This is a genomic window from Pedobacter chitinilyticus (assembly GCF_003313385.1).
In the GTDB taxonomy this organism is placed as follows: Bacteria; Bacteroidota; Bacteroidia; order Sphingobacteriales; family Sphingobacteriaceae; genus Pedobacter; species Pedobacter chitinilyticus.
The window spans coordinates 1,568,616-1,590,569 of record NZ_QMHN01000001.1 but is presented as its reverse complement, the minus strand read 5'-3'; the positions used below and the strand labels follow the sequence as shown (position 1 = coordinate 1,590,569).

Genomic DNA, 21,954 nt, shown 5'->3' with positions numbered 1-21,954 from the left:
CAAGACTTAAGGAAATGAAGATTAGATATATTTTTACGATACTGGGCTTTTGTTTTGTTCAATTAACCGTTAAGGCCCAACAAAATACCAACTATAGTCAATACGGCACTTCGGTAATTCCAGTAAATACGGCTGGCAGTTTTCTGTATAAAGAGGCGCAAGTGAGCTTAATTGGACGCTACCAATGGGTTGATTTGGAAGGAGCGCCTACCGCTTATCGTTTGGCGGCAAGTATGCCCATCGGAAAATCTGACCTAAGGGTGGGTTTAAATATCCGACATGAGAATGTATCCGTAGAGAAATTGGGCGAAGCCTTGGCTTTTGTAGGTAAGCAAGTCCAACTTTCTGGAAAAGATTATTTAGCGGTTTCGGTAGGCGCTGGTGTAAGTTACTATCAAGGGAACTTTTCGCAACTGTCGTCGTCAGATCCTTTGTTTAATAACGATTTAAGCGAAACAGAAGGCATGCTTTCGGCAAGCGTCATGTATTATCGTCCCGATAAATTTTACGCAGGTTTTTCGCTGCCTCGTTTAACTTTTTCCAAATTAGGTTTAGGTTCAAGCTCATTAAATTATGATGCCAGTACCTTGTATCATTTTACTGCAGGAGCGGTATTGCCTTTGGGGGCAGATTTTGACTTAAAGCCAGCAACTTTGGTGAGCTACGCAAAGAATCTGGACGTTCAAGCAGATGTTTCAGCAATGGTTTATGTAAAGAAAACCTTTGGTTTGGGTGCAAATATTGGAACGGAAGGAGAAATAGCTGCTTTGGCTAGCCTGTTCATCAAGAATTTGAATATTGGCTTTGGCTACCAATTTGCCGCCGGTAGCAAGCCTTTAACCAGAACGTTCAACAATAATACTTACGAGTTTAGCTTAACTTACCGCTTTGGAAAGCGATTTGGTTTGCTATAAAAGGTTTTCAAATAAAGAGATGATAGGTAGGTGGAAAAGTCTCGTTATTTTTCCAATTTTTTATACCTTGGTTAATATGAAACAGAGGATTCTATTAACTGCCAGCTTATTAATGACCGTAGGATCATTGTGGGGCCAGCAACAAGAATTTGTTGAAATTGCCAAACGCTTGAAACTTCCCGCCATGCAGGCAGTTCATGTTAAAAATGGAAAGCAAATGGGCTATGTTTTTGGTCGAAAGCATACTGATTCTGCAGCCTTGATTTCTGAAAATACTATTTTTCAGGCCGCTTCATTAACCAAGGTCATTACTGCTTATACTTTTTTTAAATTGTACGATAAGGGGTTGATTGCTTTAGATAAACCCTTATGTGCCTATTTTAAGTACAACCGGTTAAATGACGATACGTTGGGAAAGCGAATTACGGCACGCATGGTGCTTACCCATAGGAGTGGTTTGTTAAATTGGGAAGGACCAGTAGGTACACACGCTTGGAGAAATACTCCCTTGCATACCCAATATTCTCCTGGTACGCGATATAGCTATTCTGGCGAAGCATTTTATTACCTTCAATTGGCGATGGAGAAAGTGACGGGTAAGCCCCTTAAACAGCTAGTAAAAGAAGAAGTTTTTGAACCTTTTGGTATGACGTGGTCAGATATGCAATGGAATGACCTAACGTTCAAAGATTTTGCCTACGGGCACTATAAATTAGATAGTGCAAGGTCGCTGATTAAATGGGATTATACCAATGGAGCTTATACGATGTACACCAATGCTGTTGACTACACCAAATTTGTTCAAAAAGCATTAGTTAAGGGGCAAGGGCTAAAATCTAAAACCCATCAGTTAATGATTAGTAAAGCTAATGAAGCACAAAAGGAATTCAATGTTAAGCACGACGAAGATCAGTATGTACCCTGCGCTTTGGGAATGAGACAGCAAATCAATGAAAAAGGAACATGGTTGTGGCATACTGGTTCCAACCCTGGCTTTAGGTGTTTTTTTATTGCAAACCCTAAAACCAAGGAGAGTTTGGTAGGTTTTGTAAATGCCGAAACAGGAATGCCAGCCTTTAATGAATTGATGAATTTGTTTCTGGAAAAAGGGCAAACCTTTTGGGCCTATCAGTGGAGGAATGGAAATCTTTAATCATATACGTCGATAAAGAATGATATTTCGCCTTAATGGGCTAACGGAGTTTAGGCTTCCAGTTCCCAAACCATTACCTTCTTATCGTCGCCTATGGAAATTAATTTGTTGCCATTGTGGCTCCAAGCAACTTTATTGATAGAGTGGGTATGTCCAATGCCCATTTTTTCGATGCTAATGATTTTGTAAAGCTTAAAATTTTCCGCGTCCCAAAGTTTAATGCTCTTGTCTTGGCTTGCGGTAACAAAGTAAGCTAAGGTGGGATGAAATGCAATGTCGTAAATACCAAACATATGCGCTGGAATACTATTGCTGAGCTGGTAGGTGGAACCATCCCAGATTTTAAGCTGTGCATCCCTGCTGCCAGAAATCAAATACTTCCCAGTGGGATGGTAGGCTAATGAAGTAATGCCTAAAGTATGTTCCTTTAACATTGCCTTTAAACTATAATCATCCGCATTATAAATGTGAATCGAGCTGTCTTTACAACCAAATGCAATTTCTTTTTCATTGGGCGAAACAGCAATGCATCTCACGGTATCGTATGAAATAGGTAAACGATAAAGCTCCTCAAAATTCTCTAAAGACCATATTGCTACGGTACCATCCTCACTACTGGTTAATAATTCATTTTTTCTTGCAATGCCTGCCATCCCAAAAATAGGCTTGGCGTGAGCATTTATTCTAGCCGTGACCGTTTGTTTTTGCAGGTCGAAGACAGAAAAAGCACCGCTTCTTTCCGCAATGAACAATTGATTTTGATTAATATGAAGGGAATACACGGAACTCTGTACAGGTAATTTGACCGATTGAAAGGCCATTTTGCTGAGTGACCATTCCACCACACCCTTATCATTTCCAGCAGTATAAAAAATACCCTCTTCATCGGCTTTTGTTAAGGCGTAGATAGGATTTTGATGTCCAGTAAAAGTGCGCAGGTGTTTCAACATAAAACAAAAGTAAGCTTATCTGCGCAAAAGCTGTATCATGGTGTGATTTTTGACAATCTTTTGGGAATGATCGATAAAACAATTTTTGTTTAGATTTGTAGTCTGTTAAGTTAAACAAAGTGTAGTGCTGCTATGGGTGTCGTCGCTAAATATTCAATTAAGGATCTCGAAATACTCTCGGGTATTAGAGCGGCTACGTTGAGAATGTGGGAAAAACGCTATCAAATCATCACACCACTAAGAACCCATACCAATATTCGTTATTACGGGAATGAACACCTTAAGTTATTGCTTAATATCAATGTGCTCAACCGAAATGGCATCAAAATATCTCACATCGCCAGAATGAGTCATCGTGAAATCACGGATAAGGTAAAAGATTTAAGTTTTACTAGAAGCGGTGACGATGATCTTTTTGATGGTTTAATGCTAAGTATGATTGATCTGGATGAAACATTGTTTCAACAAGCTTTTTTTAAAGCGGTAGCCAGGCTTGGTTTCGAAGACACGATTAACAGAATTATCTTTCCGTTTTTTAGCCGTATAGGAATTATGTGGCAAATTGATTCCATCAATCCTGCCCAAGAGCATTTTATAAGTAATATGGTGCGGCAAAAACTCATTTCAGCTATAGATAGCATTAACACTACGGTTCATTCATCTTCGAAAAAAGTATTACTTTTTTTACCTGAAAATGAGCTTCACGAACTTGGCCTGCTCTTTTTTAGTTATCTGATCAAAAATAAAGGTTATCAAACAATTTATTTGGGGCAAGCAGTTCCACTGTCGGACCTGCCTAAAATCGTGGAGGTAAGTAACCCTGACATCTTTGTTTGCAATGTTTCCAATCCGATGACTATTGGTGATATTCAATTATTTATCTCTAAATTAGAGGTGATTCCAGCCAACAAAAAACTGTATATTGCCAGTGCTAACATTGCGGAGCAAGCGCCAGAACTGCCTGCTAATTTCCAACTTCTTGCAAGCTTAAAACAGTTGTTAGTGGAGTTTTAAAACTATACAAACCATCCTTCTGTTTATAAAAAACACCCATCATCTGTGAAACAATATTGTGATTTTTATTTTGTTTAACTTTTAAATTAAAAAATTAAACAAAATAAAGCTATGTTTGTTTAATTAATGATGATGCTTAAAAATCCCCCACATGTAATTGTTATCGGTGCCGGCTTTGCTGGTTTAAGTGCCGCTATTACTTTAGCTGATAAGGGCTATAAGGTTACAATTGTAGAAAAGAATAAAGAGGTAGGGGGGAGAGCTAGAGTTTTTGAAAAAGATGGATTTACCTTTGATATGGGACCTAGCTGGTATTGGATGCCAGATGTGATGGAGGGGTTTTTCAATCAGTTTGGTAAATCTATATCAGATTATTTCGAACTCAAACGCCTTGATCCATCTTATCAGGTGATTTATGGTAAAGATGATGTACTTTCTGTACCTGCTAACTACGAAGCGTTAAAGCACGCCTTTGAAGAAATTGAACCAGGCAGCGGTATGCAATTAGATAAATTTTTGGCAGAAGCTGAATATAAATATAAAGTGGGAATTAACGAGTTTGTGCATAAGCCAGGCTTGAGTATTCTCGAATTTATGGATGTTAAAGTAATGAAAGCGGCATCTAAACTAGACTTGTTGCAATCTTTTTCAAAACATGTGCGGCGCTATTTTAAATCATCCAAATTATTGCAACTATTGGAATTTCCTGTATTGTTTCTTGGTGCTGTTCCTAAAAATATACCTGCTTTGTATAGTATGATGAACTATGCCGATATTAAGTTAGGTACTTGGTACCCCATGGGCGGATTTGGAAAGCTTGCGGAAGCCATGTACTTGTTGGCTTTAGAAAAAGGAGTGGAATTTAAAACCGAAACTACAGTAACTTCCATTGAAGTATCCGATCATCGAGTAAAGAAGGTGATTACTTCAAATGCTGAAATGCCAGCTGATATGGTTGTAGGAGCAGGCGATTATCATCATATTGAGCAGGAGCTGCTGCCAAAATCTTCTAGAAACTATACAGAAAGTTATTGGGAGAAGCGTGTAATGGCACCTTCATGTTTGTTGTATTATGTTGGTGTAAATAAAAAACTGCCCAAGCTACAACATCATAACCTTTTTTTCGAAACGGATTTTGAAAAACATGCTGAAGCTATTTACGAAACGCTTGAATGGCCTGAAAATCCACTTTATTATGTTTGCTGTCCTTCAAAAACAGATCCTTCGGTGGCACCAGAAGGTATGGAAAATTTGTTTATGCTCATTCCCGTGGCTCCTGGGTTAAAGGACACAGAAGAAATTAGGGCGAGGTATTTCGAAGAACTGGTTGATCGATTGGAGGATTTCTGCGGTGAGAAATTCCGTGAAAACATTATTACAAAAACTACTTATGCTTACACCGATTTTGTGAAAGATTACAATGCTTTTAAAGGTAATGCTTACGGATTAGCTAATACTTTGAAGCAAACAGCAATATTAAAGCCATCTATCAAAAGTAAAAAAATAAGTAACTTATATTATACAGGTCAACTAACTGTACCTGGCCCTGGTGTTCCACCAGCCATTATTTCTGGACAAATAGTAGCCAATTATATTGTAAAACACCAAAAATAAGTAGATGAAAGCATTGTTTGATCAAGTTTCGGCAAAATGTAGCCAAATTACCACGCAAAAGTATAGTACCTCTTTTTCACTTGGCATTAAATTTCTATCGCCTAGCATCAGACCTGCTATTTTTGCCATTTATGGTTTTGTGAGATTGGCCGATGAAGTAGTAGACTCTTTTCATGGTTATGATAGAAAAGGCCTTTTAGCGCAATTAAAAACCGAAACTTACGCTTCCTTGGACAGTAAGATCAGTTTAAATCCAATCATTAATAGTTTTCAGCAAGCCGTACATCAATATCAGATAGATATTGAATTAATCGAAGCATTTTTAGATAGTATGGAAATGGATTTGGAGAAGCAAGTTTATACCAAGCAATTGTATGAAAAATATATTTTTGGATCGGCTGAAGTGGTAGGTTTAATGTGTTTAAAGGTGTTTTGCAATGGGGATGCTAATGAATATAATTCCCTAAGGCATGCGGCAATGAAATTAGGATCTGCATTTCAGAAAGTGAACTTTTTGAGAGATATCAAAGCAGACCATTTGGAATTGGGTAGGATGTATTTCCCAAATATGAACTTCGATTGCTTTACGGAAGAGGATAAATCGCTAATAGAACAAGAGATAAAGGCTGAATTTGACGAAGCCTTGGTAGGTATTGCAAAACTACCACCGTGTGCAAAAAAGGGCGTATATTTGGCCTATATTTATTATAAATCATTATTTAGAAAAATACAGGAGATTCCTGCCAAGCACATTATGGAGAAAAGAGTAAGAGTGCCCGATTTCCAAAAGGCATTACTTATGTTAAATACATTTTTTGTGCCGCAAACTTCTGGGAAATTGTCAGCTCATGTGGGTTAAACCAATCGTTCTATTTATCTCTTCCTTTCTTTTGCTGTTTACAGAATCTTCCAAGCAAAACATCAGGTTAATGTATGCTAGGGCTGTAGAAAGCAAACAAACAGCACAAAACCTGCTTTCTATTTTAGAAAAGCAAGAGCAGAGCGCTTTTGTATTAGGTTATAAAGGTGCTACTAAAATGGTGATGGCCAAGCATGTTTTTAATCCGTTTACCAAGCTGAGTTACTTTAATGCTGGTAAAAAGATGCTCAATACGGCTATTTCAAAAGATAATGGAAATGTGGAGTTGGTATTTTTGAGGTATGCTACACAGATGTCTGCACCGTCCATATTAGGCTATAATCGTCATATTGAAGCCGATAAAAAGTTAATTTTAAGGAGCTTGACGAACGATGAAATAGATGAACAATTGGCTAAAACCATTGTTTCGTTTATGAAACAACAAAAATTAACCCCTGAAGAAAAACAGCAATTAACGACCATCGCCAAGTAAATGGAAGAAGTAATATTAGTAGATACTGAAGATAGAGAGATTGGTTTGATGGAGAAGATGCAGGCTCATAGAGAAGCAAAACTACATCGGGCTTTTTCTGTTTTTTTATTGAATGATGAAAATGAAGTGTTGCTTCAACAACGTGCATTGGATAAATATCATTGCGGTGGTATGTGGACGAATACTTGTTGCAGTCACCCAAGGGCAGGAGAAACCTTGCAAGATGCTGTAAGTAGGCGATTGAAGGAAGAAATGGGAATTGCTTGCGATACGAATTGGATTTATAGTTTCATTTATAAAGCCGATGTAGGTGGAGGATTGTTTGAGCATGAGTTTGACCATGTGTTTTTGGGTAGATTTTCGGGAATACCGCAACCAGATGAAAATGAAGTAAGTGAGTGGAAATATATGACTGTAGACGCTTTAAGGGAGGATGTTGAAGCTCATCCAGTAAAATATACGCCTTGGTTTAAAATTATTTTAGCCGAAGTGTTGAATAAAGGGATATTAGATCGTTTGTTGAATAAATAAATGAAGAAGTACGAATTATATAGGGAAACTGTTTTGCCAATTTCAGTAGTAGAAGCATGGGATTTCTTCAGTAACCCGAGTAACCTAGCTAAAATTACACCCGTTGAAATGGAATTTAAGGTAGTGACGAAAGATTTACCTGAACATATTCATAACGGACTGATGATAGAATATGTAGTGAGGCCATTGGCAGGTATTCCATTAAAGTGGTTGAGTCAAATTAGCGCTGTAAATGCACCTTTTTCGTTTGTAGACGAACAACAGAAAGGGCCTTATGCTTATTGGCACCATGAACATACTTTCGAAGAAAAGAATGGTGCCGTGTTGATGAAAGACAAGGTTACCTATGCTATTTCTTTTGGTTGGTTGGGTCAGCTAGCCAATAAGCTAATTGTACGTAAAAAGTTGGCACAAATTTTTGATTATAGAACTGAACAGATACTTACCATCTTTAAATCGAAATAAAATGGTTTTAACGATAGTTGTTTGTGTGGTATTGGCTTTTGTAGCAATGGAATGTGTGGCTTGGCTGGCACACAAATATTTGATGCACGGCTGGTTGTGGAGCCTACATAAAGACCACCATAAAAAAGATGATGGCCAGGTTTTTGAGAAAAACGACTTCTTTTTCTTGATTTTTGCCACGCCAGGAATCTTATTGTTTTTATGGGGTTCTATCTATGGAAATATCATCGCCATTGGCATTGCGAGTGGCATTACACTCTATGGTTTTTGCTATTTCTTGGTACATGATATTTTTATCCATCAACGATTTAAGTGGTTTAGAAATACAAATAATATCTATTTAAAAGCCATCAGAAGAGCTCATAAAATGCATCATAAACATTTGGGCAAACACGATGGTGAATGTTTTGGAATGCTTTGGGTGCCTTTTAAATATTTTAGGGAAGCCTATCAGTATCAAAAAATGCAGCAACAAAAATCATGAAGCATTATACGTACTTGCTGGTCAATTTGTTTTCGGTCTTAGTGCCGTTTTTATGCTCTTTTCATCCGAAATTGATGTTTTGGAAAAACGTGAAGGCTTTTTTGCCCGCCAATATCATCACTACGGTTTTGTTTTTAGTTTGGGATGTTTGGTTTACCGAAAAAGGGGTGTGGGGCTTTAATCCAGACTATGTGCTTGGCGTTTTCATCTGGGGATTACCTATCGAGGAAATTCTTTTTTTCCTATGCATTCCTTATGCTTGTTTATTCTCCTATCACTGTTTTGGTGTTTGGAAGGAACAGGCACTAAGAAGTTATTCTACTAAAGCAATTTCGTTTATTTTAATGCTTTTTGGCGTGGTAATGTTGTTTTGCTTCTATCACAAAATGTACCCCATGATGAATTTTGTAGTGTTTGTGCTGTTGATCTCGTACTTGGCGTTTATAAAGAAACCCAATTGGCTGGGACAATTCTATTTCACCTACCTCATCATGATTATTCCGTTTTTGATTGTGAATGGTGTGTTGACAGGCACAGGTTTAGAGGCACCCATTGTATGGTACAATAGCAATGAAATCATCGGATTACGCATAAAGACCATTCCTTTTGAAGATGTCTTTTATGGCATGAGCCTTATCGGATTGAATATCCTGCTTTATGAGGGATTTCTGTTAAGGTTAAAGGCAAGTAGAGGAGTTTCTTAAGTATGCTCAGTCGTTATTTCGACGCTTTTCGCAATGTCGATAATTGCGTAGTTAAAAACCTCGTAGGTTTTCAAAACCTACGAAGTTTGCCCTATCTCGTCACTTTGAGCGGAGAGAAACGAAGTCGAGAAATCTAATAGACAGCGATACAGTAAGCTGGATTTTCCTTTTGAGTACTATTTATGTCTCTTCTCCAAATTCTCTGCAATGTCCTTAATACTTAAACCCTTCTCTTTGAGTAAAAACATTAAGTGGAATACCAAATCCGAAGCTTCGTTAACTAAATCCTCTTTGGTTTCGGCCAAGGCAGCAATTACTGTTTCAACACCTTCCTCGCCAACTTTTTGAGCTATTTTATTTAACCCTTTACTTCGCATCTTATTGATATAGGAACCCTCTACAGGATTTTCGTACCTATCGTTAATAATGTTTTCTAATTCGAAGATAAAGTTTTGATTGAAATCAGTTTTAAAACAACTACGAGAGCCTGTATGGCAAGTTGGACCAACAGGATTAGCTTTAATCAATATTGTGTCGTTGTCACAATCTATTGCAATAGATTGAACGAATAAGAAATTACCACTTTCTTCGCCCTTGGTCCATAAACGGCTTTTGGAGCGAGAGAAGAAGGTGACTTTGCCTTCCTGTTGTGTTTTTTCAAAAGCTTCGGCATTCATGTAGCCCAGCATCAGTACTTCCAAGGTTTGGTTGTCTTGCACTACTACGGGAACTAAGCCGTCTGTTTTGGTAAAATCTATTTGACTGGAGTTAATGTTGCTCATTTTATTCTTTGTTCGGTCGTCATTGCGAGGCACGAAGCAATCTCTATACGCATTAAGATTGCTTCGTGCCTCGCAATGACGAGATGTATTTGTTTTTCCGTCATTTCGAACGTATGTGAGAAATCTAACAACATACAATTGCTAGATTTAACTTCGTTGATTTTCAATTCTCCTCATTCTTCGTCGAAATGACGAAAAGGTTATATCCTTACTGGTATCTGATGTCTGCTTAATTCCTGTTTTAAATCTGGTATTAAAATCTCTCCATAGTGAAACACCGAAGCTGCTAATGCTGCATCAACGTTTGTTTTTTGGAAAACCTCTGTAAAATGCGCCATGCTCCCTGCACCACCTGAAGCAATAATTGGGATGTTAATACTTTCGTTTACTTTTTTCAGTAAATTACAATCAAAGCCTGCTTTGGTGCCATCGTGGTCCATTGAAGTCAACAATATTTCGCCAGCACCTAGTTGTTCAGCTTGCTTGATCCATGTTTCCGTTTGCAGTTCGGTCATCAAGCGTCCGCCATTTAGGTGCACCCAGTTTTTGCCATCCACATGTTTAGTGTCAACAGCAACCACTACAAACTGCACACCGAAAGCCTTTGCCAATTCCTCAATCAGTTTCGGATTTCGCACCGCTGCAGAATTGATGCTGATTTTATCTGCACCTGCATTCAGTAATGCTTCTGCATCTGCAATTTCGGTGATGCCACCGCCAATGGTAAAGGGAATGTTCAATTGTCTAGCCACAGATTTTACCATCTCAATCATCGTTTTACGACGTTCATGAGTAGCGGTAATGTCCAGGAATACCAGTTCGTCAGCACCTTGCTGTGCATATTGAGCGGCCAGTTCCACAGGGTCACCCGCATCACGCAAATCAACAAAGTTTACACCTTTTACAGTTCGCCCATCTTTTACATCCAGGCAGGGGATAATGCGTTTTGAAAGCATAGGGGACTTCAGTATTTAGTAGTTAGTATTTAGAAAGCACGTGTCCTATCTAAATACCAACTACTATTATCTTTTAATCTATATAGAGCTTAATTGCTGCAAATTCCAATTCTTAACTTCTTCAATGGAGATGCGGTTTTCGTAAATTGCTTTACCAACTACCACACTTCTAATCGGTAATTGCGCTAACTCTTCGATGTCAGCCATAGAACTTACACCACCCGAAGCAATGAGTTTAATCATAGGTGAGTGGTCAAGCAATTTTTTGTAGAGCTCTACTGCCGCACCACCAAGCTTGCCATCTTTATTAATGTCGGTACATAAAAAGCGGAAAAAGCCTAATGCTAAACACTTGTCCACATAGTCCATCAGTTTAATTGGCGAACTTTCCATCCATCCCGAGTATTTAATTACTTCGTCCAATACGTCAATAGCAATAACGATACGGTTGGCATAGTCATCCTTTTTGGCAAAAGCTTCGCTGAGTTGAGGAAGAAAATCAGGGTTGCTGATGGCCTGTGTACCCACAATTACGCGATGGATACCTGCATCTAGCAAATTGGTTACTTGCTCAATGGTACGAATACCGCCGCCATATTGCACCTTCATGTCCGTTTTTTTAATAATCTCGAACAAGGCTTTTTGATTGCTAAAATCGCCTTTGGCGCCATTTAGGTCTATAATATGAATAAAATCTGTACCGTTTGATTGGTACTGCTCAATCATATCTTCGATAGAAACGTTATATTCAGTTTTTTGGTTATAGTCACCTTCACGTAGGCGGACTACCTTGCCATCTAAAATATCAATTGCAGGAATGATATACATCTTTTTTCAGTTAAGTTTTAAGTTGGAAGTTATAAGCATTAGCTAATCATCAAATTTATCACATTAGCCAATTATCTAATCATTGAAAAGTTCTTTAATAACTGCTCCCCAGCTTCGCCAGATTTCTCTGGATGGAATTGAACGCCGAAGAAGTTGTTTTTTTGTATAGCTGCCGAAAACTTGTTGCCATAAGTTACCGAAGCGATGTCAAAAATAGGGTTATATTCAATAAAATAAGAATGAACAAAGTAAAATTGTGCAAGAGGTTTAACATTGGTAAACAGCGAATTGTTTGTAAAATTAACATTGTTCCAACCCATGTGCGGTATCTTAATGCCTAGCGCTTTGTCGAACAGTTTAGTTTTGATAGGGACTATACCAATCAAATCCGCATTGCCCTCTTCTGAGTGGTCGGTAAGCAGTTGCATACCCACGCAAATGCCTAGTACAGGTTTTGTTAAAGCTTTAATGGCTTCAACCAATCCCGTTTGTTGCAGTTTTTGCATGGCGGCACCCGCATGGCCCACTCCAGGGATAATGATATGGCTATACTTTTCCAAATCAGCTTCATTATTCACCATGCCGTAACTAATTCCTTGCCTATCTAACGCTGCCGTTAGCGAAAAAATATTGCCAGCACCGTAATTTACAATGCCAATGGTGTTATTTGAGGTTGTGTTTTCGTTCATTTTTTTCAGTTTTTGAAAACGAATGTCAGTATTTCATGGTTGCTGTAGTCCCGCTATCCGCTGTAAGTTTTATGCTATTTGTCATTCCGAGGAACGAGGAATCTCATTTGATTTATGTTATTTAGTGGGAAGTAACTATCACAAACTTTCCGCTGCTATCGGGTTTAATTAACTTATTTCAGTTCTACTATTCATCTGCAGCCTGCTTTACACTTTAAGATTGCTTTCCCGAAAAGTCGGGACAGGCTGTACCTTCTCGCAATGACGACACTACTTCCGTCATTTCGATACGTAACGGAGTGAAGTGAGAAATCTAACGATATTGTAGGAAGTTAGATTTCTCTTCGTGCCTCATCGAAATGACGGGGCTTGATACTCGTCACTAATCACTAACCACTAATTCCTAGTCCCTATAAGACTCCCTTCGTACTCGGTAAGACCATTTTTTCTGCATCACGTTTAACCGCCATTTTAATTGCCTTGGCAAAAGCTTTAAAAATGGCCTCAATTTTATGGTGTTCGTTTTCCCCTTCGGCTTTCACGTTCAAATTGCATTTCGCTGCATCGCTAAACGATTTAAAGAAGTGGAAGAACATCTCCGTAGGAACATCACCTACACGTTCACGCTTAAATTCGGCATCCCAAACAATCCAATTTCTGCCACCAAAATCAATGGCTACTTGTGCTAAGCAATCGTCCATGGGTAAGCAAAAACCGTAACGCTCAATGCCTAATTTATTGCCAATGGCTTTTGCAAAAGCTTCACCTAAGGCAATGCCTGTATCCTCTACAGTATGGTGTTCGTCAATATGTAAATCGCCTTTGGCAATAATCTCTAAATCCATCCCTCCGTGACGAGCAATTTGGTCTAGCATATGGTCAAAGAAATTTAAACCCGTTTCAATCTTGGCTTTACCTGTGCCATCTAAATCTAGCTTGATGTTGATGTCCGTTTCGTTGGTTTTGCGTTCGTGCTTAACCGTTCTGGCACCACCACGAAGAAAGGTATAAATGTCTTCCCAATTTTTGGTTTCTAAAGCAATGATGTCACTTAACGTTTCGTATTTATCCAAATTCTCTGCCGAACCTAAGCCATCGTTGTTGCGGATGTAAATTCCTTTAGCCCCTAAATTCTTTGCTAATACAATGTCGTTAAGCCTATCGCCAATCACAAACGAGTTGGGCAAATCGTACCCTTCTCCAAAATATTTGGTCAGTAGGGCAGTGCCTGGTTTACGGGTTGGCGCATTTTCTTTCGCAAAAGTTTTATCAATTACAATCTCATCAAATACTACACCCTCGGCAGCATAAGTATCTACAATAAAGTTTTGTATAGGCCAAAAATTTTCTTCTGGATGAGAAGAAGTGCCCAAGCCATCCTGATTAGTCACCATCACTAATTTGTAGTCCAGTTCTTTGGCAATTTTCGATAGGTAGTATAAAGCTCTTGGGTAAAATTTCAGTTTTGCAAAACTGTCTACTTGCTCATCATCAGGTTCAATATTGAGCGTACCGTCGCGGTCGATAAATAAAATTTTGGTCATTATAGTTTTTCTAGTGCGGTTAAAAGTTGGTTGTTTTCTTCGGTAGTGCCAATGGTAATGCGTAGGCAATCGTCGCAAAGCACTACTTTGGAGCGGTCTCTCACAATAATGCCTTGGTCTACCAATTGGTGGTAAGTCCAGTGTGCGTGGTCAATTTGCACTAAAATGAAATTAGCGTCAGATGGGTAAACTTTTCTCACTTTTTCTAGTCTGCTTAACGCATTGGCTAGCCTCTCGCGTTCGTTTACCGTAATCTTAATCCATTCGTTCACCTGTTGGATGTTCTGTAAAGCTGCCAAAGCTAAATCTTGTGTAGCTTGATTGATGTTGTAAGGCGGTTTTACTTTGTTCAGGATGTCGATCACATGGGTGGAAGAAAATGCCATGCCCAAACGCAAAGCTGCCAAACCCCAAGCTTTTGAAAAAGTTTGCAGGATGACCAAATTGGCATATTCTGTCAATTCTTGAATAAAGGTCTTCTGTTTGGCGAAATTGATGTAAGCCTCATCTATCACTACCAATCCCTTGAAGTTGGCTAGAATCGTCTCTATATCGCCTCTGTTTAAAGAATTTCCCGTAGGGTTGTTAGGTGAGCAAATGAAAATGATTTTGGTGTTAGCATCAATCGTTTCTGCAATGTTCTCCAGGTCCAGTTGAAAATCGGGAGTGAGGTTCACTTTTCTCACTTCAACATCGTTGATGTTTGCAGAGACTTCGTACATGCCGTAGGTAGGGGGCAGGATAATTACGTTGTCTTTTCCAGGATTACAAAAAGCTCTGAAAAGTAAATCAATCGCCTCGTCGCTACCGTTGCCCAAAAAGGTGTTTTCAATAGGCACACCTTTGATTTTGCTAATGGCATCTTTTAAATCCAATTGCAATGGGTCTGGGTAACGGTTATAGTCGGCAGGCAGTGGCGAGCCAAAGCTATTCTCGTTGGCATCTAAGTAAACACTTGCTTGCCCCTTAAATTCGTCCCTAGCGGTAGAGTAGGGGCTAAGGTTTTTTATATTTTCTCGTTGTAGGTCTCTTACGTCCATTTTTTTATTTTTTGTTGCGTGTTGCGGGTTAAGTGTTGTGAGGGAATTATCTCATAACTTGTAACCTTTAACTTAATTCTTTTAGTCTAATGCTCACTGCATTCTTGTGCGCCTGTAGGCCTTCGGCTTCTGCAAGTATTTCAACCGTATTGCTAATGTTTTTTAATCCATTGACAGATAGATGTTGAAACGTGATTTTCTTAATGAAAGTATCAATAGAAACGCCAGAATAAGCTTTAGCAAAAGCACTTGTTGGTAAAGTATGGTTAGTACCAGAAGCATAATCACCTGCGCTTTCAGGAGTTAAATTGCCTAAGAATACCGAACCTGCATTGCTAATTAACGGGATAAGTACTTCGTGTTTTTCTGTGGCCAATATCAAGTGTTCGGGAGCGTAGAGGTTACTAAATTCCATCCCTTGCGATAGGTCATCGACCAACATCACGTAGGAATTGGCGATGGCCGCTGTGGCGATGTCCTTTCTAGGTAAGGCTAGCAATTGCGTTTCTACTTCTTGGATAATTTTATTTGCAGTATCATTTGAGGTAACTGTTAAAATTGACTGACTATCAGTTCCATGTTCTGCTTGTGCTAATAGGTCTGCGGCTACGTATGACGGAATGGCAGTATCATCCGCGAGTACCAAAACCTCCGATGGACCTGCGGGCATGTCAATGGCTACGCTGTTTTGTACTTGCTTTTTGGCTTCGGTCACATAACGGTTTCCTGGGCCAAATATCTTGTAAACTTGGGGGATGCTTTCGGTGCCGTAGGCCATAGCTGCGACTGCTTGTGCTCCGCCAACAAGGTAAACCTTTTCGATGTTGAGTAAGGTAGCTACGTAAGCAATGTAGCAATTCACTTTTCCATCTTGTTGGGGTGGAGAGCAAACCACGATTTCTTTACAGCCAGCAATTTTAGCTGGGATACCCAACATTAAGAAAGTGCTGGGTAGTACGGCGGTACCTCCTGGGATGTATAAGCCCACCCGTTCAATTGCCCTTGCCTCACGCCAGCAAGTTACGCCTGGCATGGTTTCCACTTTATCCTCCTGTTTAAGTTGCGAGGCATGAAAGGTGTGGATGTTTTGGTAGGCGGTATCGATGGCACTTTTAACCGATGAAGGAATCTGTTTCGCAATTTTGGCCAGTTCATTTTTGTCGATAAAGAGAGAAGAAAGTTCAATGTTGTCGAACTGCTGTGCGTAACTGAGCAAGGCATTGTCGCCATTGCTTTTTACGTTGTTGATGATTTCCTCTGTCCTCGATTTAACTAAATTATCATCAGAAATGCTGCGGGAGCATAATTTCTTTAGTTCTTGTTGAGTTAAATCTTTAAAGTTATAGATTTTCAATGTTTTAAAATTTTAAATTAACTAATAGTTAATAGTAAAAATTAAATATTTTGAGCTGTTTTTTGTCTGAATATATGTAGTTTCTTAAGTCGTCCGTCATTTCGAGCGTAGCCGAGAAATCTTTAAACTTTGAAACGAAAATTGCATTTCCAAAGATTTCTCTCCCGCAAATATTCGGGACTTCGCTGCGGTCGAAATGACGCCTTGTTCTGCACATAATCTAATAGTAATAATTAGTTCTAAGTAATGATTTTCTCGATTGGCATGACCACGATACCTTGTGCGCCTGCGGCTTTTAGGCTATTGATCTTTACCCAAAAATCTTGCTCGTCAATTACCGAATGAACGGCTACCCAATCTTCCTCAAACAAAGGAACTACGGTTGGACTTTTCACACCTGGCAACAATTCAACTACTGCCTTAAGGTTTTTCTTCTCCACGTTAAGCACTACATATTTAGTAGTCCTAGCCCTAAGTACCGATTGGATTCTTTGAACCAGTTCTAATACTTCGGTATTGAATTCTAAACCTGGTGTACATACTAATGCCGCTTGCGAATCCATCACACTGGTGAAAGGTCTAAGACCATTGTTTTTTAAAGTGCCGCCAGTTGATACGATGTCGAAAATGGCATCGCTTAATCCCAAGCCTGGACCAATTTCCACTGAACCTGATATGTTTCTGATTTGGGCTTCAACTTGGTTGGCTTTTAAGAATTTTTCTAAAATTACAGGGTAGGATGTAGCGATCACCTTGCCATCTAATTGCGCTACGCTGTTGATATCGCTATCATTTTTAACGGCAATTTTTAGAGAGCATTTGCCAAAGCCTAGTTTTTGTAGGTAAGAAACGTCGGCTCCTGTTTCAACAATTACGTTTTCGCCCACAATACCCAAATCGGCAATGCCATCCTGTACATATTCAGGAATATCATCATCTCTTAGGAATAAGATTTCTAAAGGGAAGTTGGTTACTGTTGAAATTAACGAGCTTTTGTAGTTTTCGAATGATAAACCACAATTTTTAAGAATTTCTACTGATTTTTCGTTTAATCTACCCGATTTTTGGATAGCTATTTTAAGAGTTTTCACTTACTAAAATTAAAGGATAAGAAATATAAAATCTATTTTAAACCGCTCTGAAGTACAGAACATCACATTACATATCGCCGCAATGGCGATGGTGGTAATGTACGTGATGGTTTAAAAATTGAATCATTATACTAACTTTCTTTTCCTTAATTTTGCAGGAATGTACGGCAAATATATACTAGTTTAGTATACAATGCAAAAAATAATGGCATTTTATTTGTATTATCTACCTATCTAAGAATAATTAATGTTAACTAATCCCTTTCTGAGTTTGAAAAAAACGCTACTTCTATCTCTTTTTTGTTGTGTTTTAAGTGCTTGTAGCTGGTTTAAAGAGAAGCCAGAGATTGCTGTAGTGTTGACTGAACATTTTAATAATAAGCTATACAATAAATTTGATACGGCTGTATATAAGCCCATCTTTAAAGCAAAATTAGAGGAGCAGCGCAAAGTTTTTTTGAATCCTAAAGTCATTTCTGCTTTTTACGAGAAGAATGAATACCTGCCTCAACTGGTTACCCGTTTTTATGTGAATGGACAGTTGGACAGTTTAAAAAACTATTTGTCGAATAGTAGGCTTGATGGTTTTAATCCAGAGATTTTTAACTATACCGCTTACGAAAAAGAATTGCAGGTACTTAACAGAAATCAATTTAAAACCATTGAAGAGGTTTACGAATTAGTGGCCAACCTTGAGTTAAATGCTGCCTATGCCTTAAATAAATACACCAATTTTATGGGGTATGGCAGTATCAATCCTAGAAACTTCTTTAATCGCTTTTATATTCAGATACAACGGCCTGATAGTTTAAAGATGGATTCGGTATTGAATACCGACGATTTAGTGTCTAAATTAAAAAAGGCACAGCCTTCTACGGATGCTTATTTAGCACTTAAACGAGCATTAGCCCATTATCGTGATAGCTTAGGCACCGATGAAACACCACAAATAAAAGCCATTAAGATGAATATGGAGCGTATGCGCTGGCGCTTACCGCTACAAACGGAAGAATTGGTAGTGGTAAACATTCCAGATTTTACACTCACTTGGTTTAGGAAAGCCGACACCCTGGCACATATGAATGTTTGCGTAGGGGGTAAGCGTGAGGCAACTTATGCCGAAAAGATGAAAGTCTTTTTGAAATCGGGCAAGCTGGATGATAAGCCTAAAAACCACGAAACCCCTCAGTTATTTAGTGTTTTTAATGCCATACAGGTAAACCCTATTTGGAATATCCCCGTGAGTATTGCTAAAAGTGAAATTTATTGGATGGCAAGAAAAGACCCTTTCTATCTTTCAAATAATAACATCAAAGTTTACTACAAAGACAAATTAGTGGCCGATCCTGATACCATTGATTGGAACAAATATCCCCGTGAAAAGCTTCCATTTAAATTTAAGCAGGGTTCTGGAGAGGGCAATGCGCTGGGCAAGTTCAAGTTTGTGTTTGATAATAGTTCGAGTATCTACTTGCATGATACCAACAATAAGTATGGGTTTAAATTGGCCAATCGTGCCATTAGCCACGGTTGTGTGCGTATTGAACAGCCTTTGAAATTTGCAGAGCTGATGGTAAAAGACAAATATCAGTACGATAAATTACGTATGGATGTGGATTTGCCTCCTGTGGATACCACCAAAAACGAAATCTTTAAAAAGAAACTGGCCAAAAAAGCGGATACTTTGAATGTTTTCCAATTAAAACCTACTTGGTATTCTCCTCGTAAGAGTATTGGTGTATTCATCGCTTATTATACGGCATGGGCAGATGGGAAAGGCAATGTGCAATTCAGACCGGACGTTTATGAATACGACCCAATTCTTTGGGAGGCATTGAAGAGGTATATGTAAGCGGAATGCCTCATAGGTCATTTTTAATTCCTTCTTAACGTAATACTAACAAACCTATTTGGTTGGGCTTTGTTTTAGTGATATGACTTTATCTAAAAGGCTAAAAGTGTTTTTTGCAGGTTTGGTGCTGTTTTTAAGTTCATGCATGAATAAAAAAGCAATGGAATTTAAACACATCTTAGATGTTCAGGAACGTAAGGTTACTCAAATGCTCATTGGCAAAAAGGGTTCTGAATCTCGTAAACTCAACTATTTAATTGCGGATGATTTTGATCGTGCCTTAAATGTGGTGAATGAGCAAGAGCGGGAGTTTGACGCTGTGTTGCATGCCCTTAAAAATTTAGATACAGCAGATTTAGAAAAAGCGATTGAACTTCAAAATGAAGCAATTAACTATTACGACAGTTTAAAAGCGTTGCATATGTATGCCAAAAAAGAAATAGCACAACAAAAAGTGATTTCTACTACCAATGGCGCCGAGAGAGACAGAGCCCAAGACGAGCTCATGAAACTAGCCAAGAATAAGCAGGCTATGTATGATGATGTTTATCGAAACGAAAAAAGTTTACATGATACTTTATTGGAATTTGAAGAAGGTAATGGTTTACGTTAGCGTAAAATAGAAATAAATGTATATTTGTTTAACTATAAATTATATCACTATGAAAAAATATCTTGGAATAATAGCGGTATTTCTGCTATTTGTATCTTGTCAAAGCTATCGAAAAACTACAAGTTCATCACTTCGATACGAAATTGAAAATTTGATTGTGAATAAGTCTCCATGTTTTGGTACTTGTCCCATGTATAAGCTTGAAATAACAAAAGAGGGTAAAGCCTATTTGGATGCTAGAAACTTTCTTAAAAATGATTTAAAAGGTAAATATACCGCTCGTTTAAGTTCGGCACAACTACAAAATTTAGCCACTGAACTTAATCGTTTGGATTTTCCAGATTTAAAAGATAGATATGGAGACAATCGCGTTACGGATTTGCCCGCAACTGATTTAGAAATACGCTACAATGGAAATAATACTAAGAAAATTTATGATTACGGAAATCAGGGATCTCCTGCATTAGCTAAATTTTACGCCTATGTTGATTCCTTAGTATATGCACAACAATGGCAAAAAGCCGAATAGAATACTTTTAAATTATAATAGAGGTCCTAATAGTCTATCGGTCCAGTTCAATTCCTTAAAAGATAGAAGTAAAAAATCCCCCTCAGTTTGTTGCTAAGGGGGATTTTTGTATTGCTTGAACAGTTACAGTTTGATGAGCTTGTGCACGCTCCTTTTTCCCTCAGCCGTTAGGATGATGGTGTAGGTTCCCGTAGGTAGTGTTTCAACGCTTATTCGCTGTTCGGTATCTGCCGAACCGATCTTTTGGCTTCTGACCACCTTGCCGAGCATGTCCGTTACCTGTAGCTGGCTATAGGTCTTGGTCGCAAAAGTCACGGTTACCGTATGAGCTGCTGGGTTGGGATAGAGCGATACGCCGTCCTTGGTCACGGAGGTAAAGTATACCGTTTTCACACCGTAGTCTTTGCTGTCGCCATTTTTATCCAGCTGGAGCAATTGGTAATAATTGTTGCCATTAGCGGGTTGTCTGTGCAGGAACGAATAGCGTTTGCCAGTACCCGAATTCCCCATGGCCTCCTGTCTGCTGATGAGGCTGAACTTTCCGTTCTCCGTTGCGTGCATCAGTTCGAAATGTGAGGAATTGGTCTCTGAAACGGTGTTCCATGAAACTTCCACACCCCCAGAAACGGGCTTGGTCGTGAAGCCTGTAAGCGTTACAGGTAATGGATCCGCCACGGTAATGCTTACCGGGATGCTCCTTGTGCATGAGTTGACATCTGTTGCAATCACGTTGAAAATAAACGTTCCCGTAGCCGTAGGAGTACCCGAGAGTACACCGCTATTGGAAAGGTTTAGTCCGTTAGGCCTTGTTCCTGTTGTGCTGTAAGTATATCCAGGTGTTCCTCCCGTAGCGGCAAAGGTATAGCTGAAAGCTGCATCCTTGGTAATGGAGCTACTGCCTCCATAGGCTAGTGAGAGCGCCGCTGCAGGCTGGTTAACGGTGACTGTCCTGGTGATTTGGCAGGCATTGGCATCCATTATGGTCACCGTGTAGGTTCCCGCACTTAGGCCCGTTGCAGTGGCATTGTTGCCTCCCGAAGGTGCCCAAGAATAAGTGTACGAAGTCGTTCCTCCAGTTACTGCCACTGTTGCTGTTCCGTTACCGCCACCATTGCAGGAAACATCGGTTTTGGAAATAGTTGCTCCGAGCGCCGCTGCAGGCTGGTTGACGGTGACCGTTCTGGTGATCTGGCAGGCATTGGCATCGGTTACGGTCACCGTGTAGGTTCCAGCACTGAGGCCCGTTGCAGTGGCATTGTTGCCTCCCGAAGGTGCCCAAGAATAAGTGTACGAAGTCGTTCCTCCAGTTACTGCCACTGTTGCTGTTCCGTTACCGCCACCATTGCAGGAAACATCTGTTTTGGAAATAGTTGCTCCGAGCGCCGCTGCGGGCTGGTTAATGGTGAATGCTCTTGTGGTTTGACATCCGTTGAAGTCCGTTACAGTGACGGTATAGGTTCCTGCTGTAAGACCAGTTGCCGTAGCATTGGTACCA

The 21,954-nt window shown here is 39.2% G+C and carries 23 protein-coding genes; 13 read left to right on the top strand and 10 right to left on the bottom strand.

What is annotated here, in order from left to right:
- Nucleotides 1-14 precede the first annotated feature (14 nt).
- Together DUT70_RS06650 and DUT70_RS06645 are read left to right on the top strand one after the other, a co-directional pair.
- On the top strand, nt 15-914 hold the full coding sequence (locus tag DUT70_RS06650) for a PorP/SprF family type IX secretion system membrane protein (protein ID WP_162926579.1): 900 nt from the start codon (nt 15-17) through the stop codon (nt 912-914).
- Nucleotides 915-990: 76 nt separating this feature from the next.
- Nucleotides 991-2,067 (top strand): serine hydrolase domain-containing protein, encoded by a 1,077-nt coding sequence (locus DUT70_RS06645; protein WP_162926578.1) that lies wholly within the window; start codon nt 991-993, stop codon nt 2,065-2,067.
- Between the two features lie 50 nt (nt 2,068-2,117).
- Here DUT70_RS06645 and DUT70_RS06640 read toward each other — a convergent pair whose 3' ends face one another.
- The gene (locus DUT70_RS06640; protein WP_113646461.1) at nt 2,118-3,017 is read right to left on the bottom strand and encodes a WD40 repeat domain-containing protein; all 900 of its coding nucleotides are present in this window, start codon (nt 3,015-3,017) and stop codon (nt 2,118-2,120) included.
- Nucleotides 3,018-3,149: 132 nt separating this feature from the next.
- On the opposite strand from DUT70_RS06640, the gene DUT70_RS06635 reads away from it, so the two are divergent.
- The 8 genes from DUT70_RS06635 (at nt 3,150) to DUT70_RS06600 (ending at nt 9,181) form a co-directional block, all read left to right on the top strand.
- Entirely contained in the window at nt 3,150-4,031 is an 882-nt protein-coding gene (locus DUT70_RS06635) for a MerR family transcriptional regulator (RefSeq protein WP_113646460.1), read from the top strand.
- A 126-nt stretch (nt 4,032-4,157) separates the two neighbouring features.
- Entirely contained in the window at nt 4,158-5,645 is a 1,488-nt protein-coding gene (locus DUT70_RS06630; RefSeq protein ID WP_240432042.1) for a phytoene desaturase family protein, read from the top strand.
- Between the two features lie 4 nt (nt 5,646-5,649).
- The gene (locus DUT70_RS06625) at nt 5,650-6,504 is read left to right on the top strand and encodes a phytoene/squalene synthase family protein (protein ID WP_113646459.1); all 855 of its coding nucleotides are present in this window, start codon (nt 5,650-5,652) and stop codon (nt 6,502-6,504) included.
- Complete coding sequence (locus DUT70_RS06620) at nt 6,494-6,997, top strand: hypothetical protein (protein WP_113646458.1); 504 nt, start codon at nt 6,494-6,496, stop codon at nt 6,995-6,997. The genes DUT70_RS06625 and DUT70_RS06620 overlap by 11 nt, the downstream gene beginning before the upstream one ends.
- A complete protein-coding gene (idi, locus tag DUT70_RS06615; protein WP_113646457.1) occupies nt 6,998-7,528 on the top strand; it encodes an isopentenyl-diphosphate Delta-isomerase in 531 nt (176 codons plus the stop codon).
- A complete protein-coding gene (locus DUT70_RS06610) occupies nt 7,529-7,993 on the top strand; it encodes an SRPBCC family protein (protein ID WP_113646456.1) in 465 nt (154 codons plus the stop codon).
- Nucleotide 7,994: 1 nt separating this feature from the next.
- Nucleotides 7,995-8,477, top strand: coding sequence for a sterol desaturase family protein (locus DUT70_RS06605; protein ID WP_113646455.1), 483 nt, complete (start codon nt 7,995-7,997; stop codon nt 8,475-8,477).
- Nucleotides 8,474-9,181: a lycopene cyclase domain-containing protein gene (locus tag DUT70_RS06600; RefSeq protein ID WP_113646454.1), complete on the top strand. Its 708-nt coding sequence runs from the start codon at nt 8,474-8,476 to the stop codon at nt 9,179-9,181. Before DUT70_RS06605 ends, DUT70_RS06600 begins: the two co-directional genes overlap by 4 nt.
- A 176-nt stretch (nt 9,182-9,357) precedes the next feature.
- On the opposite strand, the gene hisIE is transcribed toward DUT70_RS06600, so the two are convergent.
- The 8 genes from hisIE to hisG all read right to left on the bottom strand — a co-directional run bounded on the left by hisIE (nt 9,358) and on the right by hisG (nt 17,465).
- Nucleotides 9,358-9,963, bottom strand: a complete 606-nt coding sequence (gene hisIE / locus DUT70_RS06595; RefSeq protein WP_113646453.1) for a bifunctional phosphoribosyl-AMP cyclohydrolase/phosphoribosyl-ATP diphosphatase HisIE — start codon at nt 9,961-9,963, stop codon at nt 9,358-9,360.
- A 200-nt stretch (nt 9,964-10,163) separates the two neighbouring features.
- A complete protein-coding gene (gene hisF / locus DUT70_RS06590) occupies nt 10,164-10,919 on the bottom strand; it encodes an imidazole glycerol phosphate synthase subunit HisF (protein WP_113646452.1) in 756 nt (251 codons plus the stop codon).
- Between the two features lie 78 nt (nt 10,920-10,997).
- Nucleotides 10,998-11,747: a 1-(5-phosphoribosyl)-5-[(5-phosphoribosylamino)methylideneamino]imidazole-4-carboxamide isomerase gene (gene hisA, locus DUT70_RS06585; RefSeq protein ID WP_113646451.1), complete on the bottom strand. Its 750-nt coding sequence runs from the start codon at nt 11,745-11,747 to the stop codon at nt 10,998-11,000.
- 71 nt (nt 11,748-11,818) lie between these two features.
- Nucleotides 11,819-12,436: an imidazole glycerol phosphate synthase subunit HisH gene (hisH, locus tag DUT70_RS06580; protein WP_113646450.1), complete on the bottom strand. Its 618-nt coding sequence runs from the start codon at nt 12,434-12,436 to the stop codon at nt 11,819-11,821.
- 410 nt (nt 12,437-12,846) lie between these two features.
- On the bottom strand, nt 12,847-13,980 hold the full coding sequence (gene hisB / locus DUT70_RS06575) for a bifunctional histidinol-phosphatase/imidazoleglycerol-phosphate dehydratase HisB (protein ID WP_113646449.1): 1,134 nt from the start codon (nt 13,978-13,980) through the stop codon (nt 12,847-12,849).
- Entirely contained in the window at nt 13,980-15,020 is a 1,041-nt protein-coding gene (hisC, locus tag DUT70_RS06570) for a histidinol-phosphate transaminase (protein ID WP_113646448.1), read from the bottom strand. Before hisC ends, hisB begins: the two co-directional genes overlap by 1 nt.
- A 67-nt stretch (nt 15,021-15,087) precedes the next feature.
- Nucleotides 15,088-16,374 carry a histidinol dehydrogenase gene (gene hisD / locus DUT70_RS06565; protein WP_113646447.1) on the bottom strand — a complete coding sequence of 429 codons (1,287 nt, stop codon included), beginning with the start codon at nt 16,372-16,374 and terminating at the stop codon, nt 15,088-15,090.
- 239 nt (nt 16,375-16,613) lie between these two features.
- Complete coding sequence (gene hisG / locus DUT70_RS06560) at nt 16,614-17,465, bottom strand: ATP phosphoribosyltransferase (RefSeq protein ID WP_113646446.1); 852 nt, start codon at nt 17,463-17,465, stop codon at nt 16,614-16,616.
- A 271-nt stretch (nt 17,466-17,736) separates the two neighbouring features.
- On the opposite strand from hisG, the gene DUT70_RS06555 reads away from it, so the two are divergent.
- From DUT70_RS06555 to DUT70_RS06545, 3 genes are all read left to right on the top strand, one after another.
- Entirely contained in the window at nt 17,737-19,317 is a 1,581-nt protein-coding gene (locus DUT70_RS06555) for a L,D-transpeptidase family protein (RefSeq protein ID WP_240432041.1), read from the top strand.
- 82 nt (nt 19,318-19,399) lie between these two features.
- Nucleotides 19,400-19,930 (top strand): hypothetical protein, encoded by a 531-nt coding sequence (locus DUT70_RS06550; RefSeq protein ID WP_113646444.1) that lies wholly within the window; start codon nt 19,400-19,402, stop codon nt 19,928-19,930.
- 49 nt (nt 19,931-19,979) lie between these two features.
- Nucleotides 19,980-20,459 (top strand): DUF6438 domain-containing protein, encoded by a 480-nt coding sequence (locus DUT70_RS06545; RefSeq protein ID WP_128353320.1) that lies wholly within the window; start codon nt 19,980-19,982, stop codon nt 20,457-20,459.
- Between the two features lie 123 nt (nt 20,460-20,582).
- Here the strand turns inward: DUT70_RS06545 and DUT70_RS06540 are convergent.
- Nucleotides 20,583-21,954 (bottom strand): T9SS type A sorting domain-containing protein (locus DUT70_RS06540; RefSeq protein WP_205529744.1); only part of this gene is annotated, 1,372 nt, incomplete at its 5' end.

Coding starts and splice junctions, on each gene's coding strand:
- DUT70_RS06650 (WP_162926579.1), top strand. CDS start 15: ATGAAGATTAGATATATTTTTACGATACTGGGCTTTTGTTTTGTTCAA.
- DUT70_RS06645 (WP_162926578.1), top strand. CDS start 991: ATGAAACAGAGGATTCTATTAACTGCCAGCTTATTAATGACCGTAGGA.
- DUT70_RS06640 (WP_113646461.1), bottom strand. CDS start 3,017: ATGTTGAAACACCTGCGCACTTTTACTGGACATCAAAATCCTATCTAC.
- DUT70_RS06635 (WP_113646460.1), top strand. CDS start 3,150: ATGGGTGTCGTCGCTAAATATTCAATTAAGGATCTCGAAATACTCTCG.
- DUT70_RS06630 (WP_240432042.1), top strand. CDS start 4,158: ATGATGATGCTTAAAAATCCCCCACATGTAATTGTTATCGGTGCCGGC.
- DUT70_RS06625 (WP_113646459.1), top strand. CDS start 5,650: ATGAAAGCATTGTTTGATCAAGTTTCGGCAAAATGTAGCCAAATTACC.
- DUT70_RS06620 (WP_113646458.1), top strand. CDS start 6,494: ATGTGGGTTAAACCAATCGTTCTATTTATCTCTTCCTTTCTTTTGCTG.
- idi (WP_113646457.1), top strand. CDS start 6,998: ATGGAAGAAGTAATATTAGTAGATACTGAAGATAGAGAGATTGGTTTG.
- DUT70_RS06610 (WP_113646456.1), top strand. CDS start 7,529: ATGAAGAAGTACGAATTATATAGGGAAACTGTTTTGCCAATTTCAGTA.
- DUT70_RS06605 (WP_113646455.1), top strand. CDS start 7,995: ATGGTTTTAACGATAGTTGTTTGTGTGGTATTGGCTTTTGTAGCAATG.
- DUT70_RS06600 (WP_113646454.1), top strand. CDS start 8,474: ATGAAGCATTATACGTACTTGCTGGTCAATTTGTTTTCGGTCTTAGTG.
- hisIE (WP_113646453.1), bottom strand. CDS start 9,963: ATGAGCAACATTAACTCCAGTCAAATAGATTTTACCAAAACAGACGGC.
- hisF (WP_113646452.1), bottom strand. CDS start 10,919: ATGCTTTCAAAACGCATTATCCCCTGCCTGGATGTAAAAGATGGGCGA.
- hisA (WP_113646451.1), bottom strand. CDS start 11,747: ATGTATATCATTCCTGCAATTGATATTTTAGATGGCAAGGTAGTCCGC.
- hisH (WP_113646450.1), bottom strand. CDS start 12,436: ATGAACGAAAACACAACCTCAAATAACACCATTGGCATTGTAAATTAC.
- hisB (WP_113646449.1), bottom strand. CDS start 13,980: ATGACCAAAATTTTATTTATCGACCGCGACGGTACGCTCAATATTGAA.
- hisC (WP_113646448.1), bottom strand. CDS start 15,020: ATGGACGTAAGAGACCTACAACGAGAAAATATAAAAAACCTTAGCCCC.
- DUT70_RS06550 (WP_113646444.1), top strand. CDS start 19,400: ATGACTTTATCTAAAAGGCTAAAAGTGTTTTTTGCAGGTTTGGTGCTG.
- DUT70_RS06545 (WP_128353320.1), top strand. CDS start 19,980: ATGAAAAAATATCTTGGAATAATAGCGGTATTTCTGCTATTTGTATCT.